The organism is Pseudomonadota bacterium (assembly GCA_039193195.1).
GTDB lineage: Bacteria > Pseudomonadota > Gammaproteobacteria > Steroidobacterales > JBCBZW01 > JBCBZW01.
Genome location: JBCCWS010000067.1, coordinates 1 through 19,219, shown reverse-complemented (window position 1 = coordinate 19,219; position 19,219 = coordinate 1). Strand labels below are relative to the sequence as shown.

Genomic DNA, 19,219 nt, shown 5'->3' with positions numbered 1-19,219 from the left:
CCTGGCCCGCGCCTTCCGCGACTGGGGCGGCTACGCCTACGGGCGCAAGGACTACGGTACCGAAGCGCGCGAGGGGTTCGCCGAGCGCCTCGCCACCATCGACCTCGTGGTGCAGAACCAGGACAACCGCGAGCACGACCTGCTCGACTCCGACGACTACTACCAGTTCCAGGGCGGCATGACGGCGGCGGTGCGCCACTACCGCGGCGAGCAGCCTCGGGTGTACTTCGGCGATCACAGCAATCCCGCCGCGCCGCGCATGCGCAGCCTGGCGCAGGAGATCAGTCGGGTGGTGCGCTCGCGGGTGACCAATCCGAAGTGGATTGCCGGCGTAAAGCGCCATGGCTACAAGGGGGGCTTCGAGATGGCGGCCACGGTCGATTACCTGTTCGCCTACGACGCCACGGCGCGGGTGGTGCGGGACGACCAGTACGCGGTGGTGAGCGATGCCTACGTAGGCGACGAGGATACCCGCGCGTTCCTGCTGCGGTACAATCCAGACGCACTGCACGACATCTGCGAGCGGCTGCTCGAGGCGATCCAACGGGGGTTGTGGCAGGCGCCGGGGGACTATGCGGAGATGCTTAGGCGCCATCTGCTGGAGGCGGAGGAGCGGTTGGAGGGGTGAGGCGTTGACCAGTGTGCGCTCGAGCTCCGGCACTCTCTGACATCCTGATCCGCCGGCACCCGCGTCCGACGGGCCCCCTTGTACCGCGCGGCTCGGTCACGAAGTAGGACAGTCCACGCGCGTCGTCTTCAGCATTCCGCCGAGGCAGCCCGTAGCCACCACGCAGACCGGTCTCGACAACGGTCAGGCCATCGGACACGGGGACGCCCGCAAAACCCGGCTTACGCACCTGGCAGCGGCTGTCGCGGCCGAGGTCTTCGCACATACGACCGCGCACTTCCCGACGGGCGCGCCATCAGGAGGCCGTACGTCGACGGTGCCTCGTACTCGGTGGTCCTGGCGCCGGCGCTGGCGGCAGCGAGAGCGCCACAGACTGTCAAGGTTTCGCTGCTGACAGAAAACTCGTGTTCAGAAGCGGCCGTGCCTATGATCCTACAAAGCCTAAGCGCGGCGCGGTTGGGCGCATCGGGATTGACTGAGCCAAGGTGCGTGCTCGTCCCTCCACCAACCGCGGCTGATGTGCGTCTCGACGATCTATCCTCAGAGTAGCACCCGTTTGCGACCCACCTCATACCGGTCGCCGCGACCCACGATCGCAACGCAACGGGACGATTCAAGGCGAAACACACGCGGGTGCTCTCACTCGCCAACTAGGGCAGCATGCGTGCTGATCGCTAGGTGGGTCCTGGCGCCGTCTAGTGTCCTGAGCTAGAAGTTCGTTGATGTATTAGCACCCGAGTTTTTGTCCCGGAGCGCGGCGCGAGGACGAGCGTGGCAGGTCCCACGGGAGGAGGAGCAACGTGTTCAGGGGCGAAAGGGTGCCGCGAATTCATCAACGAACTTCTAACTCAGGACACTAGCGTTACCGACTCACGCATGCCGTTCCGATCTTCTATTCACTGATTTATGCGAGAGCGCAACAAGTGTGGATCCCGATCGCGTCGGTGATCGTTTCGGTGCTGGCATCACATCGCCGGCAACGTCATCTTGCCGGCAGGATCTACGTGCGCGACTACGTTGCCGCGAAAGATCTCAACCATCTGAAAGCCTTATGGTTTCTTGGGTATCAAGGAAACCTAAGGCAAACTGGAAAAGAACCTAGGGCAGGCGCCGGCGGGCCAGTCCATGCTCCTACCGCCCGCTCGTGCGGGCGCGTTCTAGTGACCCATGGAGTGGACTCATGCCGACTACATCCTCGCCCAGCGCCTGGGCTTCCTTGCGTTCGTACTGTGTGCCGCCATAGGCCTGTCCGCGTGCAGCAGCAGCGGGGGCGGCGATGGGTTTCGTAGCGCAAGGCGAACGACTTGCCGACGCTGCGGTCTGCGGCGACGGGGTCAGCGTGCTCGACGGAGCGCTTGTGGCCGTACAGCACCCCACGGACGCTGCGCCAGCGCTGGACGCGATCAGCGCCTGGGAAGTGGACACGAGCACAGGCGATCGCCTGGCCTTGGTAGCCCCACCGCGGGCACCGCCGACGTATCGATCAGGCAAGCTTCCGCCAGCCCTTCGTGGTGCTCGCGGACGACGGCCTCTACGCAATCGCCTACGACTTCGTCAGCATCGAACTCTGGTACATCGCCTATGGCCGACGACCGGGGGACTCTAGCGACGCCGGTGAGTCCACCCCGGAACTCCTTGGCCGCATCGAAATGCCATTCTTTGGCGAGATCATCCCAGGTCACAGCACGCTCTCGGTGGAGGAGATTTACACCTTCGCCTCCCGCGGCGGCGTACTTACGCTCAACCTGCGGCTGCGCGAAGAGGCGGGCGACGGGACGTTCTTCTGGGGACCTATGGTGGTGGCCGATGTGTACGAAGATGCGGTTGATCTGATCGATCTAGGAACGCGCGTGTTCGACGCGCGGGTGACGCTAGGCGCCTAGCGCCTGACGTCGGCGGAACGGGCTTTCGCCGTGACTCTGCTTTAGGCGAGTGGGTACGCGTACCGTGTGAAAGGCGCCGGCCCCGACAGGGGGCACTGGCGCCTATCAGTCTGCGTAAGCCTAAGCAGCGCGTCGACGGCGGGAGCCGGCAACTGCCAGGCCGCCGATGGCGGCCAGCCATAGCGTGCTAGGGGCGTCCACCTGGGTGCCGCCGCTGAGCACCGTGAAGCCCGAGTCCAGCAGACTAAAGGTAACGGCATCAAACACCTGGAAGGATTGCGCGCCAGGACCTCCTGGGCCGCCGAGCCACAGGAACTCCACGGCGAAGCCGGTCGCCGTGCCGCCGGCGGGGATGCCGCCGCTCAGGGTGAAGGCATCGTACAGGGCGGGTGAGCCGGGGGCCGAGGCAAAGACCAGCTGGTCCCACTCGGCGTTAACGTCCAGGCTCGATGCCACCAGTAGAGACGACTCGTCATACAAGGCCGTGTCAAAGGCGATGTCGAAGAGCTCGATGGACGTGCCCAGGGAGTCATTGGTGATGGTGTAGTCGTAGCGGTAGTTGTCGCCGCCGAGGTTCGTGACCTCGTACTCGACAAGGGTGGCCCACGCAGACTGCGCAGCGCAAAGCAGCGCCGTGGAAGCGATCAGTGCTCTCATTGTTGTCCCCTCGAAACGCGCGGCGCGATTGCGGATCCGCGCCGTTTATATGACCGAAGCCGGATTCGGACGATCTATTGTTGTCAAGCTCGCACAGTAGCGTGGAAGGATGACAACTTCAAGAACATAGGCGCGCCACGCTAGCTAGTGTCCTGAGTTGGAAGTTCGTTGATGAATTCGCGCGAGTGTTTGTCCCTGAGCGTAGCGCGAGGACGAGCGTGGCAGGCCCCACGGGCGGAGGAGCAACGTACTCAGGGGCGAAAAGTACCCGCGTATTTTTCAACGAACTTCTGGGACAGCACACCAAGAGGCTCTGTTCTTGAAGGGTTCCGCCAGCGTCTCGGTCCCGTACTACTGTTCGAGGCAGGGGATGGTGCTCGTCAGTGGATGGTGCGGCGGCGATGTCTCGCGTTGGTCACCCAATGGGCGACCGCACAGGCTGGTGCCAAAGAACCGCGTTGAGGGGCCTTCACAGGCGACTGCGAAGGCCCCGCTGATCAGCGATCATTCGTGGTCAGTTTCCCGCGGGCGCTTTCGCCGGCGCCTCGCCGCCCACTAGGGGGCGGTACTGCACGTCACGGGGGCCCGTCCTGCGCACGCGTCGCCCATTCGGCGTGACACCGTCGAGCCGCTGCGCACCCTGGCGGTTACCGCCAACGCCACCGAACACCTCATCTGGGGGCGGCTCGGGGAACTCGCAAAGTTCGGGAGGTAGCTCCAGCTCTTCACATTCCTCAGGCGGCGGGAACTCGTCCTCGGGCGGCGGCTCTTCGCCCGGCGGTGGCTCCTCGCCCGGCGGCGGCTCCTCGCCTTCTGGGACTACCCCATCGGCCAGGTCCACGTCGAAGGAGCCAGCGCCGTTGGGCGTGAAGATCAGGAATTTGAAGTCGAGATCGAAGCGGTCGCTGCTGGTGAACTGCTGATAGATGTTCACTACATCGTTCACCGCGAAGGGCGCCGTGCTGAGGTCGAAGGGCACGGAGTCGAGCGTAGCGCCGTTCGACACGCCCACGATCGCGTCCGCCGCACTCAGGCCGCGATAGGCGATGACTACCCTGCCATCCGGGAACAGGTTGGCCTGGATCGTGTTGGAGCCCGTGGCGGAGAACTCAGGCAGCGCATCCCAGGTGGCCACGAAGCGATCCGGCAGTGCCTTGAACCACACGGCGCCACCGGTGTTCGGGTTGAGGTCGTCGAAGAACGGGGCAATCTGCGGCTGGTCCTCAAAGTCTCCCACGGACTCGGTGAAGTCCCCGTCGCCGAAGGTGAAGGTGAGGCGGCCGTTGGAGTTGATGAACACTCCCGTGTACACCTGCCCGTAGAAGGGGAAGGTGAAGGCGGGATCGAAGTCGCGGAAGTCGAAGTCGTCGTCGCTCTGGAACAGATTGGTGCCGAAGTCTTCGTCGAAGAAGAAGCTAAGCAGGGTGATCTCGCCCACGTTGGTCACGCTGTCGCGCAGGGGCGAGACGCTTTGAGAGGTGCCAGAGAACAGTTCTCCGTCCACTTCGATGGAGGCGACACAGCTCACCTGACCAAGCGTTGGTACGCCCTCAATGCTGAACAGACCGCTGCTGTCCGTCTCGTCCGTGAAGCTGTCGCCACCGCACACGACGATAGCTCCCTCAATGGGGTTGTCCTCAAGGAACACCTGGCCCACCACGCGCGTTAGCGGATCCTCGATCACCTCAAAGTTGAGCGCCTCGGTTTGGGCAGTGGCACCCGCGAGGTCCGTGGCCACGGCATAGACGCGTTTGGTTCCTACCGTTGCGCCTAAGCTCGTGGCGCTCAATCGGTAGGGCGGGGACGTGTCCGTATCCAGCAAGACATCGTTGTCGTTGAACAGCTGAACGGCGGCCACGAGCACGTCGTCCGTAGCGTCCACCAGCACCTCGATCGTCTCGTTTACGACAAACTGCGTGCCGTCCTCGGGGGCCAGGATCTGCACGGTGGGCGGTATCCCGGCCGTGTCGCCCACGCGCCGATATTGGGCGATCGACAGGGTCGTGTCCCCGGTCGTGCCGAAGTCACCGCCAACGATGAAAAACTCACCGGTGACGTAAGCGTACTCGACATCCAGCGCGATGCCCGTGCCGGCATAGTCCCCAAGGCTGGTGAGGTCGATCGTGTCGATGAAGAACGAGTCATCGGGAATCAACACGTCCACGATGGCGACGGCATTCGGGAACAGCTGTTCGGCGAAGAAGGCCAAGCCACTGGTCAGGGCCACATCGCGGGGCACGAAGTCCTGGCCGATGCTGGCGCTGACGATGACCGGTGCCGCGGGATCGCTCAAGGAGACCACGTACCAGCCTTCGTCGAAGGCGGCCACGTAGGCGAAGCCGTCGTCGACCACGACGTCCTTTACGTCCGCAAGGGCTAAGGTGCCCACGAGCACCGGGTTGTCGATATCGCTCACATCGATGACGAACAGGCCGCTATCGCTACCGATCACGGCGAGACCAGCGTCCGCGCCTACGCCTTTGGCTGTGCCGATACCGCTGACGCTACCGCGCAGCATGGGCTGCGACGGTTGGCTTACGTCTGCGATCTGCAGGCCCGCAGAGCCGTTGGCGAGGTAGACGATGTTGCCCGCGACCACCAGATCTTGTGCCGTCCCGCCCGTCGAGGTGCTGCCCACGGCCACTGGTGTTAGCGGGTTAGCCACGTCGAACACGGCCAAGCCCACGTCGCCGTTTGCGAGGAACGCATAACCGGAGCTGACCTTGACGTCGATGCCGACGCCACCGCTACTGATGGTGGTGCCGAGGACTGGGTTCTCCCGATCACTAACGTCAACGGTAACCAGTCCCGCGGAGCCCGCCGCGACGAAGGCAACGTTCCCGGCCACGTCCACGTTGTTGGCGTAACCGGGAATGTCGATCACCGCTGTGGCCACGGGTTCGAAGGCCGACACGGTGCCGCTGACCGTGCGCGAGAAGCTGCCGTTGCTCACGGTGATCTCACACAGGCCGGGGTTAAAGCCGACGACGAAGCCGTCCAGGTCGTTGCCTTCTCCCTGGAAGGCGAGATCGCATACGCTGGGGTTTGCAGCCTGGTACAGCGTGCCGCGTGCGCGGCTGGTCAGATCCAGGTCTGACCCATCGACCAAGGTGGCGGCAACGGTGAGCTGTTGGCCCTCGTTCTGCGCCGGGAAGATGTCGTTGTTGACGATCGTGAAGGTGTCCGGCGTCACCTGGAAGTCTATGATCGCCGCGTCGTAGTTCACGTCCCCGCCGTCGCTCGGGTCCGTGCCCAAGGTCACTTCTAGCGCGTCGCCAATGCCATCGCCATCCGTATCGGTGAGCAACGGATCACTGACGAAGCCGTCAGTCCCCGGCTCCACCTCCTCGCCGTCGCTGAGGCCGTCGCCGTCCGTGTCCGCGGCGTTCGGGTCGGTGCCAAGAAAGAACTCGTCGAGGGCGCTCAAGCCGTCGCCGTCCTGGTCCTCCAGCGCGTCCACGGGATCTTCGGGATTGAGTCCGTTCTCGGTCTCGAAAAAGTCCGGGATGCCGTCGCCGTCCATGTCGCCCGTGGTATTGACCAACACGCGCCGCGCCGCGAACTGTCCGCTGAGGTCAGCGCTCACGAGCGTCACCCCGTTGCCCACGGCGCGGATGATGCCGTTATCGCTCACGGTTACCACTTCCGGGTTGAGGCTCGTGTAAACGATGCCGCTGCCCGCGCCGGTAACGTCCTCCGTGCGCCCGTCGTTGAAGCTCGCGCTTACGGCGAGCTGGCGGCTGTCGTTGACCACGATGAGCTCGATGGTCTCGGTGGAGGCGAAGTTGATGGCGCTCGGGATCTCCACGTTCTCAAAGGCGATCTCGCCGACCGCACTGATGCCGTCTTCGAGCACGGTGAAGAAATCACTCTGCCCGGAAATGGTAGTGCCATCCTCCAGCGTGCACGTGGCTCGCGCCCGTACCCTGCCTTGGTTAGCAGGTACGTTGGGTAGTGACCAGCCGCCGTCCTCGGCGACGTTTACCGTGCGGTTGAGGATGTTGATTACACAGTTCTCGTCGAGCGTTTGGCCGTGCGCGGCACCGGCCATGCAGAGCAGGGACGCAGTGGCGAGCGCTGCGCCGCGAGCGCCCTTCGCGCAGCGTCGATTTAGGGGCACGATGGTCATCGATTCATCCTCACTACACGCGAAGTTGCCATTGACAGGTGTCGTTAGGTCCCTGTTGTCGTCTCGTCGATCAATCACTGGCTAGGCCCCTAAACTGCGTCGCGGCAAGCGCCGTGCGAACGTCGCTGGAGATAAGCCAGCGCATGAACGTGTCCTGGTAGAAGAGGTTCACCAGCGTGCGCGGACCGCCTTCGTCTTTGCGAAAGGCAAGAGAGCGTGCGAACTGGAACTCACCCGGCGTTTGCAGGAAAGCGATCTCGATTGGGCTCGCGTTTCGCCATACCTGGCGCACGGCGCCGCCAAAGTTCTCCTTGAAGAAGTCGCTGTTGGCCTCACCACCGGTGCTGCTCAGGTTGCGCGTTAGCCGGTCCGCGCTGCGTTCATCTACCAGTCCCGTGACGCCCTTGACGCCGAGTTGGTCAGCGATGGAGAGAAAGCGCTCGTACCAGGCGTTCACGTCGTCACGCGTGGCGTTGCTCGGCTCCTCGATGAGGATGGCGTAGCGATTACCGTCGGGCTGGCCCACGGCCACCTCCACCAGGGGCGGACCACCGCGTCGCTTGGCGTTGAAGTCCGCGAGGGGCTCGAATAGGAAACGGCGCGGATCCCGCGCGGCTAAGCGCACCGCGCGCGTGAGCAGGGCCACGAGATCGCTTGGCTTATAGCCTAAGGGGATCATCAAGCTGCCGTCGTCAGCCTCGGTCATGACGAAGGTGAAGGTGTCACCTTCGGGGGCGAGCTGCTCGCGGGCATCCACCACGAACACCCGCTCCTTACCTAGCTTGAACATGTGGGTGACGACGAAGAACGCGTAGCGCGAGTAGCGAGCCCTGGACTTCTCCAGACTGGCCGCCAGGCCTTCGTCCGTGAGTCGCTCCGGCGGCCCCGTCACGTAGCGACGGGCCAGGGCCTCGTCGCCTTGGAGGATGGCCGATAAGGCTTCGCTAAATCGCGCCACGTCCGGCCGCTGGTTGCGCACGCCGCTGTTCACGGATTCGGCCATCTCCTCCCCAAGCACCTTCACGTACAGGGGGGCCGGCAGGTTCGCGCGCTCGACGCGGATCGGTGGCGTGAACACAAACTCCACGGCTTGCGCCACGGTGGGTGCCCACAGCCCGGCGCATAGGGTGATCAGCGCCACGTAAAGCCGTTGGCGCGGCTGCCCTAGGGCCTGCATTCGCAGCCTCAACCCGTTCATCAGAAGCCCTCGAAGATCACGAACTCAAAGCCGATGAATGGCCCGTAGCCCGGTATCGTGACTTCCGCGCGCAGCAGTATCTGGCCGAGGGTGATTTCACCAGACAGGCCCGAGTCGCAGCTGTTGCCGTTGAAGCTCAAGCTGCCGCCGATCGAGCCCTGCAGGCCGATGGGGGTGATCTCGAGCTCAGGCAGGCAGTTTTCGCTCTCATCGCCAAAGACCTCGATTTCCAAGCAGGCGGTAGCTTGGATCGTGGGCGCTAGATCGAGGGTGACGTTGCCGCCGATGTTGCCGAACCCACACTGCTCGCTGTTACAGGTGTCCGTGCGGAAGCCCACTTCGCCGGAGAAGTTGAAGGCGGCAGTGAGGAATACGCCCACGCGGCCCGCGGCCTCGATCTCCACCTCCACCCCGAAGGCATCGAACAGCTCAACCTCGAAGTCCCACTGATTGAGCCCGCCGCCGGGCGGGAAGATGCTGGCGGACGCGGAGCCCGTGAGCATGCCCGAACCGGAAGACTCGACGTTGCCGCCGGTGACCAGCTCGCCCGTGTCCTTGTTGCAGCAGTCGCGTATGCGCCCGGAGTTGACCGACACGCTGGGCGTCAAGTTGACCATTACACCGGGAATGAGGTTGATCTTGGTCTCGTACTCGTTCTCGAAGATTGCGGGGAACTCGAAGGTGCTGCCGGCTTGGGCCATCCAGTCGCCCAACGACACTTCTTCCTCTTCGCCGCCCATGCACAGGATGCACATGTTGTCGGGGTCCGGCATGGTGCCGTCGGCCTTGTTTACGGCCTCACCACCCATGCATTCCTTGCAGCGCGACTCGGGCATTTGCGAGTCGTCGGGCTGGCAGACACAGTTGTCGTCGCACTGCTGGCACTCGGCGCAGTCATTGGTGCAACCGCTGCCACCGGGCTGCGATCCGCAGTGCCAGCCAGCCTTGACCACGCCTACGCCAACGTTCGAGCTAATCTCCGCGCCGTTCTCACTCACCGTGCCGAGGCCGATGGAGACGAACGCCTCCAGGTCGTGATCGAAGGAGAACATCTCCACCTGGGCACCCGGCTCGTAGCCCTCGAAGTTCGGCAAGGTCAGGCGCGCTGGCGGATCAAAGATCGTGTCACTCGGCTGGATGGTAATGATGAACCGCGGCTGCATGCCGTCTGGCGGCGGCATCGGCACGGCTGCCGTGTTCACCGGCGTGACCGAGACCAGGCCTTCGCGCGAGCCGTCGGGGAAGGTCACGGAGTTGGCGGCGATGTCCAGGCGGAAACCGGGGAAGCGGGGCAGGGTGAGGGACACATCCTCGGGGCCGGCGAAGACCGCGTTATCCGTGTCCAACCTGACCATGTAGATAGGTGCAGGCAGCTCGTTCTGAGCGCCGGCGATGGTTACCAAGGGGAAGCTGAGGTTGGGGTAGGTGTCCTCGCCGGGGATCGTGGAGCCGTCGGCCACCACGTGTACGGAGCCCGCTGGCACTTCGGTAATGCGGAACTGGCCGTCGGCGCCCGTCACGTCTTGGCGCTCTGTCCCCTCGATGGAGACGGTGACTCCCTCTAGGGGCTCGTCTTGGTTGTCGAGTACCACGCCCACAACCGTGGTTTCACTGACGGGACCGGCGTCGAAGGCGCTGGCCGTGAAGCCTGCGCGAGGCGGCGCGTTGGCGTTCTCTGCGTCCAGCAGCGTGGCCGTCACGCGCTGCGCATCTCGTCCCGATAGGGTGCCGAGCGTTAAGCGGACGGCGGCACGACCGTCCATGTCCGTCACCACGGTCTGGCTGCTGGCGCCGTTGTCGAAGGTGCCGCCACCAGCCGACGCCTCGAACAGGACGCGCGCGCCGGCAACGTCGTTGGCGCCGCTGTCCGTAATCAACACGACTAGCGGTAACGGCAACCGCTCTCCGGTCGCGCCCACCTGGTTGTTGCCGGTGGAAATGCTGACCTTGTTACCAAGACGAGGCAGGGCCGACGCGGTGAACACGACTTGCGTCGGGAACCCGACCACCTGTGCGCGCACCTTCTGGTTGGCAGTACCCGCGCGCTCACCGAGGGTGAAGTTGACGGACGCGCGGCCGTCGGCGTCGGTCGTCGCCATCACGGCGCGCTCTTCGCCCGACAGTCCCGTCTGCACCGTGCCCGAGCCCTGGGTGACCCGGAATACTACCGTCTCGTTAGGGACCGGTTGGGCCTGCGCGTCGGTGAGGCGCACGACGAGGGGTGCGGCCAAGGCCTGGCGGATCATTGCCGATTGGCCGTCACCGCTCTCGGCGACGAGTTGCCCGCCCGTGGGTTCGCTGTAAATGAGCGTAATGGTCCGCGCGGCGACGTTCCCCACCAGATCCGTGGCCGTGGCCGTGATCGTATTCTGACCAAGCACCAGGGGCACGCTGGCCGAGTAGCTGCTGTTGGCGACGCTGGCCGCAACCCCATTCACGGTGACCGAGGTCTCTTCCTGCGGCGAGCTGCCGCGCACGATGTCCGTGACGGCACCGGTCACGGTGATCGTGTCCGTGAACACTTCGCCGCCTTCGCTGTGCGAGTCGATGGTGACCGCCGGTGGGGTGGTGTCCAGGGTCACGCTGAGCGAGTCAGTCACCTGCATCTCGCCCGCCATGACGCGCGCGAGGATGATGTTCTCACCCTCGCTGAGCTCAACCTGCGTGCTGAAGGTGCCGCCGCTGGGGACCACGCTCTCGCCGTTGACCGTAAGTTCCGCGTCCTCTGGCTGCACTGTTCCCGTGACCTCGAGTGGGCTGCCACCGACCGTAGTGAACGGCGCGGGCGTCTCGATGGTGACCGACAATAGTGGTTCTAGAACCGCATCGAACTGGTAGCTGAGGTCGTCCTCGTTGAAGGGGCCTCGGCGGTTGTGGCGCACGCGAAAGGTGTCCGTGCTCGCAACCGTGTCCCCAGCCCCTACGGGACCGAAACTCGCCCCGTCGTCTACCAACGTGAGGTAAACAGAGTCGGTGCTAATGGTGGCCGTCACGCTGCTTGCGTTCTGAGCCCCTTCGTTAGTGACGCGCAGACGATACTCATACTCGAAGTTGAAGCGGTCAACGCGGTCCGAGGAGATGAGTTCTAGGCTGACTGGCGCTATCTGGCCCACCGCTGGCGCAGCCAGCAGCCCGAGCAAGAGCGCGGACCAGGCGATGTTCAGCAACCGATTAATTTTCATAAAACACCTGAGGGATACCGTCGTCGGGCCGAAGGGAACGTCGGGGCAGTGCACAAGGGAACCATGACGCGCGCCCTCGACGCCGCAGGCAGCAGCAGCGTGGCTAGGGGCGCTTCAGCGATTAGCGTGGAGATCGAGTCCCTCGCGTGCCGCAACGCGGTCAGCTTGCAGCGCAAAACCTTCCCCTGGTCGCGGGCTACCCTTGTTATGCTCGTCGTTGGGCTTTACGCCACGGACTTGATTCTAGCGTTTTACAATTCACGATCAACTGTTAAATTGTTGCTGCACTGCCCAGCACGAATGTTGCCGTTGTGGGTTCGCGGCCTGCCCCCCATCTCGCTTCCCCGGCCGTGGCTTAACCGGCGCTGTCAATTGCCCGCCTGCGTGAGGTGCTGATTCTCCGCGTGCAGGTCGCGCGACACCCCACGACGGTACTAAAAGGTGGGCTATGCAGATGCCGCCGACGTGAGGAGAGGTCCTCAGCAACGACTAACGTCGCGCTATCCTCACCCCACGCACGTGGTTCATCGCGCAGGGCGAACCCTGGGAGAGGCATCCCTGGATGTAAGTGGGCCTAGTCGGGCTTGTACCGGCTGGGGACCAGTTCCCGGTGGCAACATGCGCTCTCGCAGGGAACGCCAATGCCGGGCCCGACGGATGGCGCAGCCGATCGGTCATGACTCGTGCTAAGTAAACGAGCTAGGCGGGTCTTGGTGAAGGTGCCGTCGTACTGAGGCGCTCGTTAGTGCGGTGGCCTCGTCGGCGTTGTCTAGCTTAAGCGCTTGGGAAAGCGGAGCGAAGTAGGCGATAGTCGCTGGCGAACGAGCTCAGCGGCAACGTGGGTAGCAAGCGCGGTCTTGCCGTTGCCGCCGGGACCCGTAACGGTCACAAGGCGCGGTCCGCCTCCCGGAGCAAGTGAAGAAGGGCCGCTAACTCCGCTTTGCGACCGAACAATGGGCCGTTCGGGGGTCGGTAATCGATTTGCTGCTCCGGTGGAGCGCAGCGGTGGAAACGCCGTGCGTACCATCTCCGGATGGGTAACGGAGTACAAGCGCAGCGGCGCCTGCAGTCCCTTGAGGTGTGCGTAGCCCTGGTCGTTCGCCTCGGTGGCGTTCGGAAGCCCGTTGACGTCAATGGCCGCAGCGCTCACCACGATCTGACCGCCCTAGCCGTAGCTCATGATTCGTGCGGCCCGGTTCGCGCTGGGGTTGTCGATCAGGGAAACTTGCTTCTCGGAGCAACGTGGACATCCAAGCGAACCCACAGGCCGCCTACCTCGGCCCAGTCAGTTCTCGCGCGCGCGTTGAAGTTCCACGGCGCACTCGATTGAACTGCCCTTTTCGAACAGGGCGAAAATGCCGTCGCCTGCGCGATGAACAGTGCTGCCACCGTGCATGGCGATTTGGCTGTCGACTATCTCGTCGTGACGCTTTGTTGCCCGTTGCATCTGTTCCGGCACACGCTCCCAGCGCTGCGTGCTTTCCTCGATCTCGGTGAACAGGTAGCCGACCCAACCGACCGTAGTCATCTGCGCACCCCCCCTTTTGTAGACCTCGAGCCACGATCTTCCGAGCTGAGTCACCTGACAGAAAAGCGTGCGTGGCAAACCTACCGCTTCAAGTATCCTGCCAGGTCGCCTTGACGTTGAAGCACGTTGTGTGTTCTGGCGCCGAATGCGAAGTGGCGTGGTGCGGTGACGCCATCGGGTCGCGGGCGTAGCGGTGGCAGGGCAGGGGCTGGTGCAGTCCCCGATGGTGGCGCGGAGCAGACCGCCCCACGGCGTCCGTAAGACGTCGGTCGGTGAGCTGGGCGCAGCGGCTGAAGCGTGTGTTTCGGATCGCTATCGGTGATCAACACGCCTTCGTATTCGTCAGCGGCAAAGAAGTCGCTAGTGCCCTCAAAGGGAGTGCCGACGCCATCGGTGTCGAAGTCGAGGAGCGCGGCATGGGAGAGCGGCGCGAAGGTCAGCAGGGCGGTGATGATCAGTGCCTCGCATTCATGCGAGCCTCCTGGGGCTCGAGGCGAAACACTCGGTTTTTTCGGTGGTCCCGTCAGGGCAGTGTGCTGTGGAGTCGATATGTCGCACTCCAGTCAAGCCACTGTTGACCTACGTACCAGTTTCATCGATCGGGTGATGCCGCGCACGGTCGCTTGTCGCCATGGCCTTTGAGGGCATGTGCTCAAATCTGCGTTCGTTGCTGAGTATTAGGTCTGCTTGGAGTACGAGGGCAGATGTAAAGTTAAGTGATCGGATAGCGGAATCGTGCGTAAGGCGGGGTTCGAATCGGTGAACCCGTTACGCGTAAGTCAGAGGTGTTTGTAGCTAAGAGCACTGCGATGCGGCGTCATGGGAATTTTTCCTGCTGAGTAACGGTTCTCAGGCTTGCGTGCGACGTTGTGTGATCTTGGAGCACTCCACGTTCGTAGGTAACTCGGTACCTATAGCAAGTGCACGTTGGCGTTAGTCAAGCGTTGAATGGGCTTACGCAACCCTCGTTGAGTCAACGAGATTCGGAGCAAGAAGATCATGTTTAACTCGAGAGCTCGGTGGAGAGCATACGCTGGAGCTGCAGCTGGAGCGGCGTTGCTGGGTGGTGTGTTGCTCATGACGAGCGGTCTACCCGGGCTAGGTCGGTCGGATGAGTCTACGGGCAGCCCAAGGTTTGTTGACCAAGTGGAGTCTGCCAACGGCGACACATGGCGCGCGCAAGCCTACCCCAGTGCCGTGTTTCGCCAAACGTATGCAGGGCTCTACTGGGACGAGATTTTTAGGGTACCGAGTGGTCAGCTCGTCGGGCTTCATCCCCATCGCGACGGCGGCCTATTGGCGACCACGGACCTGGGGGAGGCGTGGGTAAGTGATCGCACGGGCACCGAATGGCAGCGATCGAAAAAGGGCCCAGAAACGCCGATCAATGGCATTGACTGGATGGGCGAAGAGCTCGCAGTGGCGGTCGCAGATGACGGCGTTTTGCTGCGCACCGTCGATGGCGGTGCTCATTGGAAACGCGTCGCGACCGGCGTGAAGGAAGACCTCATTGGCGTCAGTTTCATCACCTCACAGCAGGTGTGGGTGAGCGGTGATGACGGGCGACTACTGCGCAGCGCAGATGCGGGAGCGGCCTGGCGCCCGATCGTCTCTGGCACCAAGAGCAAGTTGAATCACGTGATGTTTGACGAGCAGGGGCTAAATGGATGGGCCGTAGGCGAAGGCACGACGCTGGCACGGTCGAGAAACGGCGGGCTGCGATGGTACGAGGAACGTCGGCCTACCGAGATTCCGATGGAATTCATTAGGGTTCAGATCGATCTCTCCCAGTTGACGTTGGTTTCGGCCCAAGGGCACCAAGTGGTAAGTCAGGATGAGGGTGAGCATTGGGAGCTAGGGGCTCCATTGGTGGTAGACCAAAGCGCGGTGCTTCCCGGTGCCCAAGGTCCTCGCAACAGGCTCGCGAGCCAGGTCGGCGGCGAGTGGCTTTTGAGCGGTGAATCTCCACCCTTGTATTCGCATCGGGATCAATTCCCTTCGACCAAGTAGGCGCGCAGGCTGCCCGCCGTGTTGGTGGTTTCGGCCTTGGCCCACAAGCGCTTGCGCGCGCGGTGAAGGGTCTTGCTGAACGCCGTTGCCTCCAGGTCGAGATCCGCCGCGACGCTCTCGCGATCTTCGTCCTGGAGGTAGCAACGGCGCAGGAGTTCGCGATCCCGAGGGACGGGCATGTCCTCGACGAGACGCTCGGAGATCTCGACCAGCTCGCGAGCGGCTGCAACGCTCGACGTGTCGTCTTCTAGCGCCAGGGTCTCCAACTCCTCGTTAGGCAAACGAAGGGCGTGGTTCCAGCAGCGGCGCAGCTCGCCTGCCGCGACGCGGCGCGCTACGCCGCATAGAAACCCGGGCAGTGCTTCGGGCTGGCGCAGGGCACCGGCTCGTAGCTTGGTCAGGGCGACGACCCAGCTGGCACTGAGCCAGTCCTCTCCGTCCATCGGGTTGTTGGCGTAGCGCCTGAGCGAGTTTTGCATGGAGCTGTTGTAGCGTCGGTAGATTTCGGACTCGGCCCGTCGCGATCCCGCTGCCACCGCAGCGACGAGGGTGGCGTGGTCCGTTTGTGGGTCGATCGAGATAGGAGCTTCTTTCACTAGCGATGCCTCCGCGAGCGGGGTGCCGCCGGCCGCGCGGAATGCGCGATCGGTCCGACCCGTGGAGCGTCTAGGGGCATGGCGTTGAAAGTCTTGGAACGCGATTGAAGTCCAGATGGAATTGTCTGGAACTCTTTTTTCTTCAGGGTGTTAGAGGTGTGAGTGGGCGTTACGGTGGCAGTACGCAGGCGTCGCTCAAATGCGCTTCAAACTCCGGGTCGCGCTTGACTGAGGAGTAGGGAAAGCCGAGGCGGACTGCCTCGCGCAGGCTCTCACACATCCGGACTAGCTCGCCCCGAACGGCCCAGATCGTCGCCTGTCGCTGGTGGACTTCCTGATTGTCGGGGGCGATGTCGCGAGCCTCATCGATGAGTTGCCCCGCGCGGTCGAAGTCTCCAAGGCGGGCGTGATAAAGCGCTAGGTCGGCGAGTACGTAGCTATCCGAGGGATCGATCTTAAGGAAATCTTCGGCGAGCGCCACGGCCCTCTCGAGCACCTCCCGCACTTCGTCGGGGGGCGCCCCCATCTGCTGGAGTGCCTCGGCGAGCAGACCATAGGCCCAGTAGGCATCCTCTCCGGCGTCGATGGCGCTCCGGTAGAAGCTGGCGGCGTCGCCAAACTCGTGGTCGTAGTACGCGATGAGCCCGCGGTTGATCAACACGAAGTTCAGCGGCTCGATGGAGATCGATTTGTCGAGTGCATCCTTTGCCGCAGGGTAATCCTCTAGCAGGAATCGGGTGGCGCCTAGATCTCCGTACACCACGGCGCTGTCGGGCATGAGCTGGCTCACCCATTGAAAATATTTGAGCGCTTCGGGGTACCGCTCGAGCTTAAACATGAGGTCACCAAGCGCCGAGTACGTGGCCCAGTAGCCCGGGTTTACCTCGAGCGCGTCGCGCAGCAGGCGCTCCGCCTCGACCTCGCGACCGAGTTCGAAATACGTGTCTGCCAGCTCGATCGAGACATCCTGGTTGTCCGGCGCCTGTTTACGTACGGCTTCGAGCTGAAGGACGCTCTCTTCCAGCTTGTCGTTCTCTCGGTACAGGGCTCCGATCGAGATCTTCGCTTCGGCGAGGCCTGGCTCGAGCGTGAGGGCGCGATTGCACAGAGCCTCTGCGTTGTTGTAGTCGGGACGGTGCCCGGAGACGATGAATAACCGTAGGTGCGCCTCACACGAGCCGGCGAGGGCGGCGGCGTAGCGTGGCTCTATCTCTAGGGCTTGGGAGAAGAAGGATATCGCCCGTCGCAGGTTGGACTCCTCGTTAGTTCGGCGCAGGTATTCGAGGCCCGCATAGTAGGGTTGTACGGCTTGTGCACTCGTGACTTGCGGCGGACCAGGGTTAAGTGGCGTTGGGCTGGTGGGCGATTGCGCAGGCCGTCGCTCCTCCAGTGCTCCATCGGCGAGCCATTGCGCGATCGCTTCAGCGATTTGTGAACCAAGCGTGTGAAACGCTTCCGGATTCACCGTGAACCTGCCTGACTCGACCACGCGGCCCTCTTGGCGCTTGGTGGTATTGACTAGGGTGACGGTCACCGTAATCCGTTGATCGCCGTGCTCAATTGTGCCGTCGACGATGTAGTCCGACCGAATGTTCTTTGCCAGCGTCAGTATGTCCTCGCCGGTGTTCATTCGTGGGAACGACACACGGTCCGAGATCACGTTGACGTCGGCGACCTGATGCAGCTGCTCCAGTATGGCGCGCGAGAGGTCACGCCCGAGCTGTTCGCTTTGTCCCGTGGGACTAAGCAGCGGGACGGCGGCGATGGTCACCGGGCGTGGGGGTTGCATGTGCAGGGCGATCCCCACGAGGCCTAGTAGCACGACGGCGACGGCGATGAACGTCATGGCCCGAGTCGCTCGCCTGCGGGTGCGAAGCTGCCCTGCGTTTCCAGCGTTTAGCATCGTCACCAACACGCGATCGACCGCATGCTGGCGCCGGCGAAGGGTGCGCCCCCGCCAGGTGCTAGGGTCTCCCGTGAGATCGACAAAGGCCCGTAGGTTGGTGCCGTCGCAGTCTTTCAGCAGCGCTTGCTGCAGCTCGCCAATGTCGTCGCCGGGCTCACCGACCTGGGCGATGATCACGCGATCTAGGTCTTGGTGGGTGTGCCTCAGAAATTCGTCCAGCTCTTCGCGAATGAACGGGGACGCGAGCGCATCACGTGACAGGCACAGTAAAAAGTAGCGGCTTGCACGAATGGCGGGCTTGAGCACTTCCTCCAGGATTTTCCCTCTCGGCAGCCCCTCATCTTCCAAGTCGAAGAAAAACTTCGGCGCACGAAAGCGCACGCCACTGGCTTGCCGGAGCCGGTCTACCAGCCACTCGGCCGTTTCCGTATTGGCCTGCCGGGCGTAGCACACGAACGCGAGGTACTGCTCTGGGTCATCGACCTGTGTCTGTTCGCTCAGCGGGATCTGCTTCGCGTCGGCCACGTTCTCCATGAGGCCTGGCGCGTCGCTAGAGACAACGGCGTTTGTGCCTGCGCGCACCGCTGGCCACTGGACAGGGGCGAAGAGTCCGTAACCCTCTCCTGGTTTCGTCATGATGTACGTGGGATTGGCGCCCGAGCAACCCAAGGCACGTCGAAGGCGAGAAACGGCGTTGGCTACGGGAGATTCGCCGACGTAGTGCTCTCCCCACACCTCGAGGATGATGGTCTTGTTCGCCACCACTTGGTTCGCATGGGTGGCCAGGAGGTAGAGAACCTCGACGAGCTTTGGCTCTATGCTCTTGGTCTTCTCGCCGCTGCGCAGCTCGCCTTTGAGCGGCAGCACTGTCCACTCACCCACCAGGAAGGGCTCTGTCCTCAGTTCCATCGAGCTTTCGGTTCCGGTTGTCCTGTGTGGGGTCACGAGTGTAGCAGGGGATTGAGCGGGGGCGCGGCTCTAGGAATCCGGAATAAACTCTTAGGAGCGGGCGAGGTGAGAAGTCTGCTGGTTTGGCGACACAGTACGGATAACTCGTGGAAGTAGATCAGCGCGCTTTCGGGGCGGAGGAGGTGCTGCGGCAAGTCCTGACGCTCGGCGCAGGTTGGCCCTGCAGTGAAGGCGACTGATCGTCCAGCGAGTTCTTGGCAAGAACCAACGTGGCAACATCGGAGAGGGCTGATGGAGCGAGACGAAAACGATCGCCAGGCGGAGGGTGAACGTCCCCGGGGCGGTGGCAACCCGAAGACCCGTCGCGAGTCAGAGCGGGAGCGGGAAGACACGCAGGAAACGAAGTCCGCCGTCACCTCCCCTCGAGGCCATGAAGCGCCGAGCCGCCCATTGCGGCTCAGCGCCCCGCTCTTACTCAGCGTCTCCGGACTACGTATAAAGCGTGACTTCCCGCACCCGCTCTGACTCGCGACGGGTCTACGGGTTGCCACCGCCCCGGGGACGTTCACCCTCCGCCTGGCGATCGATATCCT

Annotated in this window: 10 protein-coding genes; 3 read left to right on the top strand and 7 right to left on the bottom strand. The window is 63.3% G+C overall.

Annotated elements, in window-relative coordinates:
* On the top strand, positions 1-628 hold a 628-nt coding region (locus tag AAGA68_25820), incomplete at its 5' end, for a cobaltochelatase subunit CobN (protein ID MEM9388486.1).
* Between the two features lie 1,508 nt (positions 629-2,136).
* Positions 2,137-2,511 carry a hypothetical protein gene (locus AAGA68_25815; protein ID MEM9388485.1) on the top strand — a complete coding sequence of 125 codons (375 nt, stop codon included), beginning with the start codon at positions 2,137-2,139 and terminating at the stop codon, positions 2,509-2,511.
* A gap of 120 nt (positions 2,512-2,631) precedes the next feature.
* Here the strand turns inward: AAGA68_25815 and AAGA68_25810 are convergent, their stop codons facing one another.
* From AAGA68_25810 to AAGA68_25790, 5 genes are all read right to left on the bottom strand, one after another.
* The gene (locus AAGA68_25810; GenBank protein MEM9388484.1) at positions 2,632-3,168 is read right to left on the bottom strand and encodes a hypothetical protein; all 537 of its coding nucleotides are present in this window, start codon (positions 3,166-3,168) and stop codon (positions 2,632-2,634) included.
* A gap of 514 nt (positions 3,169-3,682) precedes the next feature.
* On the bottom strand, positions 3,683-7,297 hold the full coding sequence (locus AAGA68_25805) for an Ig-like domain-containing protein (GenBank protein MEM9388483.1): 3,615 nt from the start codon (positions 7,295-7,297) through the stop codon (positions 3,683-3,685).
* A 70-nt stretch (positions 7,298-7,367) separates the two neighbouring features.
* Entirely contained in the window at positions 7,368-8,495 is a 1,128-nt protein-coding gene (locus AAGA68_25800; GenBank protein ID MEM9388482.1) for a hypothetical protein, read from the bottom strand.
* Positions 8,495-11,677 (bottom strand): carboxypeptidase-like regulatory domain-containing protein, encoded by a 3,183-nt coding sequence (locus AAGA68_25795; protein MEM9388481.1) that lies wholly within the window; start codon positions 11,675-11,677, stop codon positions 8,495-8,497. The genes AAGA68_25800 and AAGA68_25795 overlap by 1 nt, the downstream gene beginning before the upstream one ends.
* A gap of 1,285 nt (positions 11,678-12,962) precedes the next feature.
* Positions 12,963-13,205, bottom strand: a complete 243-nt coding sequence (locus AAGA68_25790) for a hypothetical protein (protein ID MEM9388480.1) — start codon at positions 13,203-13,205, stop codon at positions 12,963-12,965.
* 1,077 nt (positions 13,206-14,282) lie between these two features.
* On the opposite strand from AAGA68_25790, the gene AAGA68_25785 reads away from it, so the two are divergent.
* Positions 14,283-15,215: a hypothetical protein gene (locus AAGA68_25785; GenBank protein ID MEM9388479.1), complete on the top strand. Its 933-nt coding sequence runs from the start codon at positions 14,283-14,285 to the stop codon at positions 15,213-15,215.
* On the opposite strand, the gene AAGA68_25780 is transcribed toward AAGA68_25785, so the two are convergent.
* Positions 15,194-15,811 (bottom strand): sigma-70 family RNA polymerase sigma factor, encoded by a 618-nt coding sequence (locus AAGA68_25780; GenBank protein MEM9388478.1) that lies wholly within the window; start codon positions 15,809-15,811, stop codon positions 15,194-15,196. The two genes, AAGA68_25785 and AAGA68_25780, sit on opposite strands and share 22 nt — an antisense overlap.
* A gap of 169 nt (positions 15,812-15,980) precedes the next feature.
* The gene (locus AAGA68_25775) at positions 15,981-18,626 is read right to left on the bottom strand and encodes a tetratricopeptide repeat protein (GenBank protein MEM9388477.1); all 2,646 of its coding nucleotides are present in this window, start codon (positions 18,624-18,626) and stop codon (positions 15,981-15,983) included.
* Between the last annotated feature and the right edge of the window lie 593 nt (positions 18,627-19,219).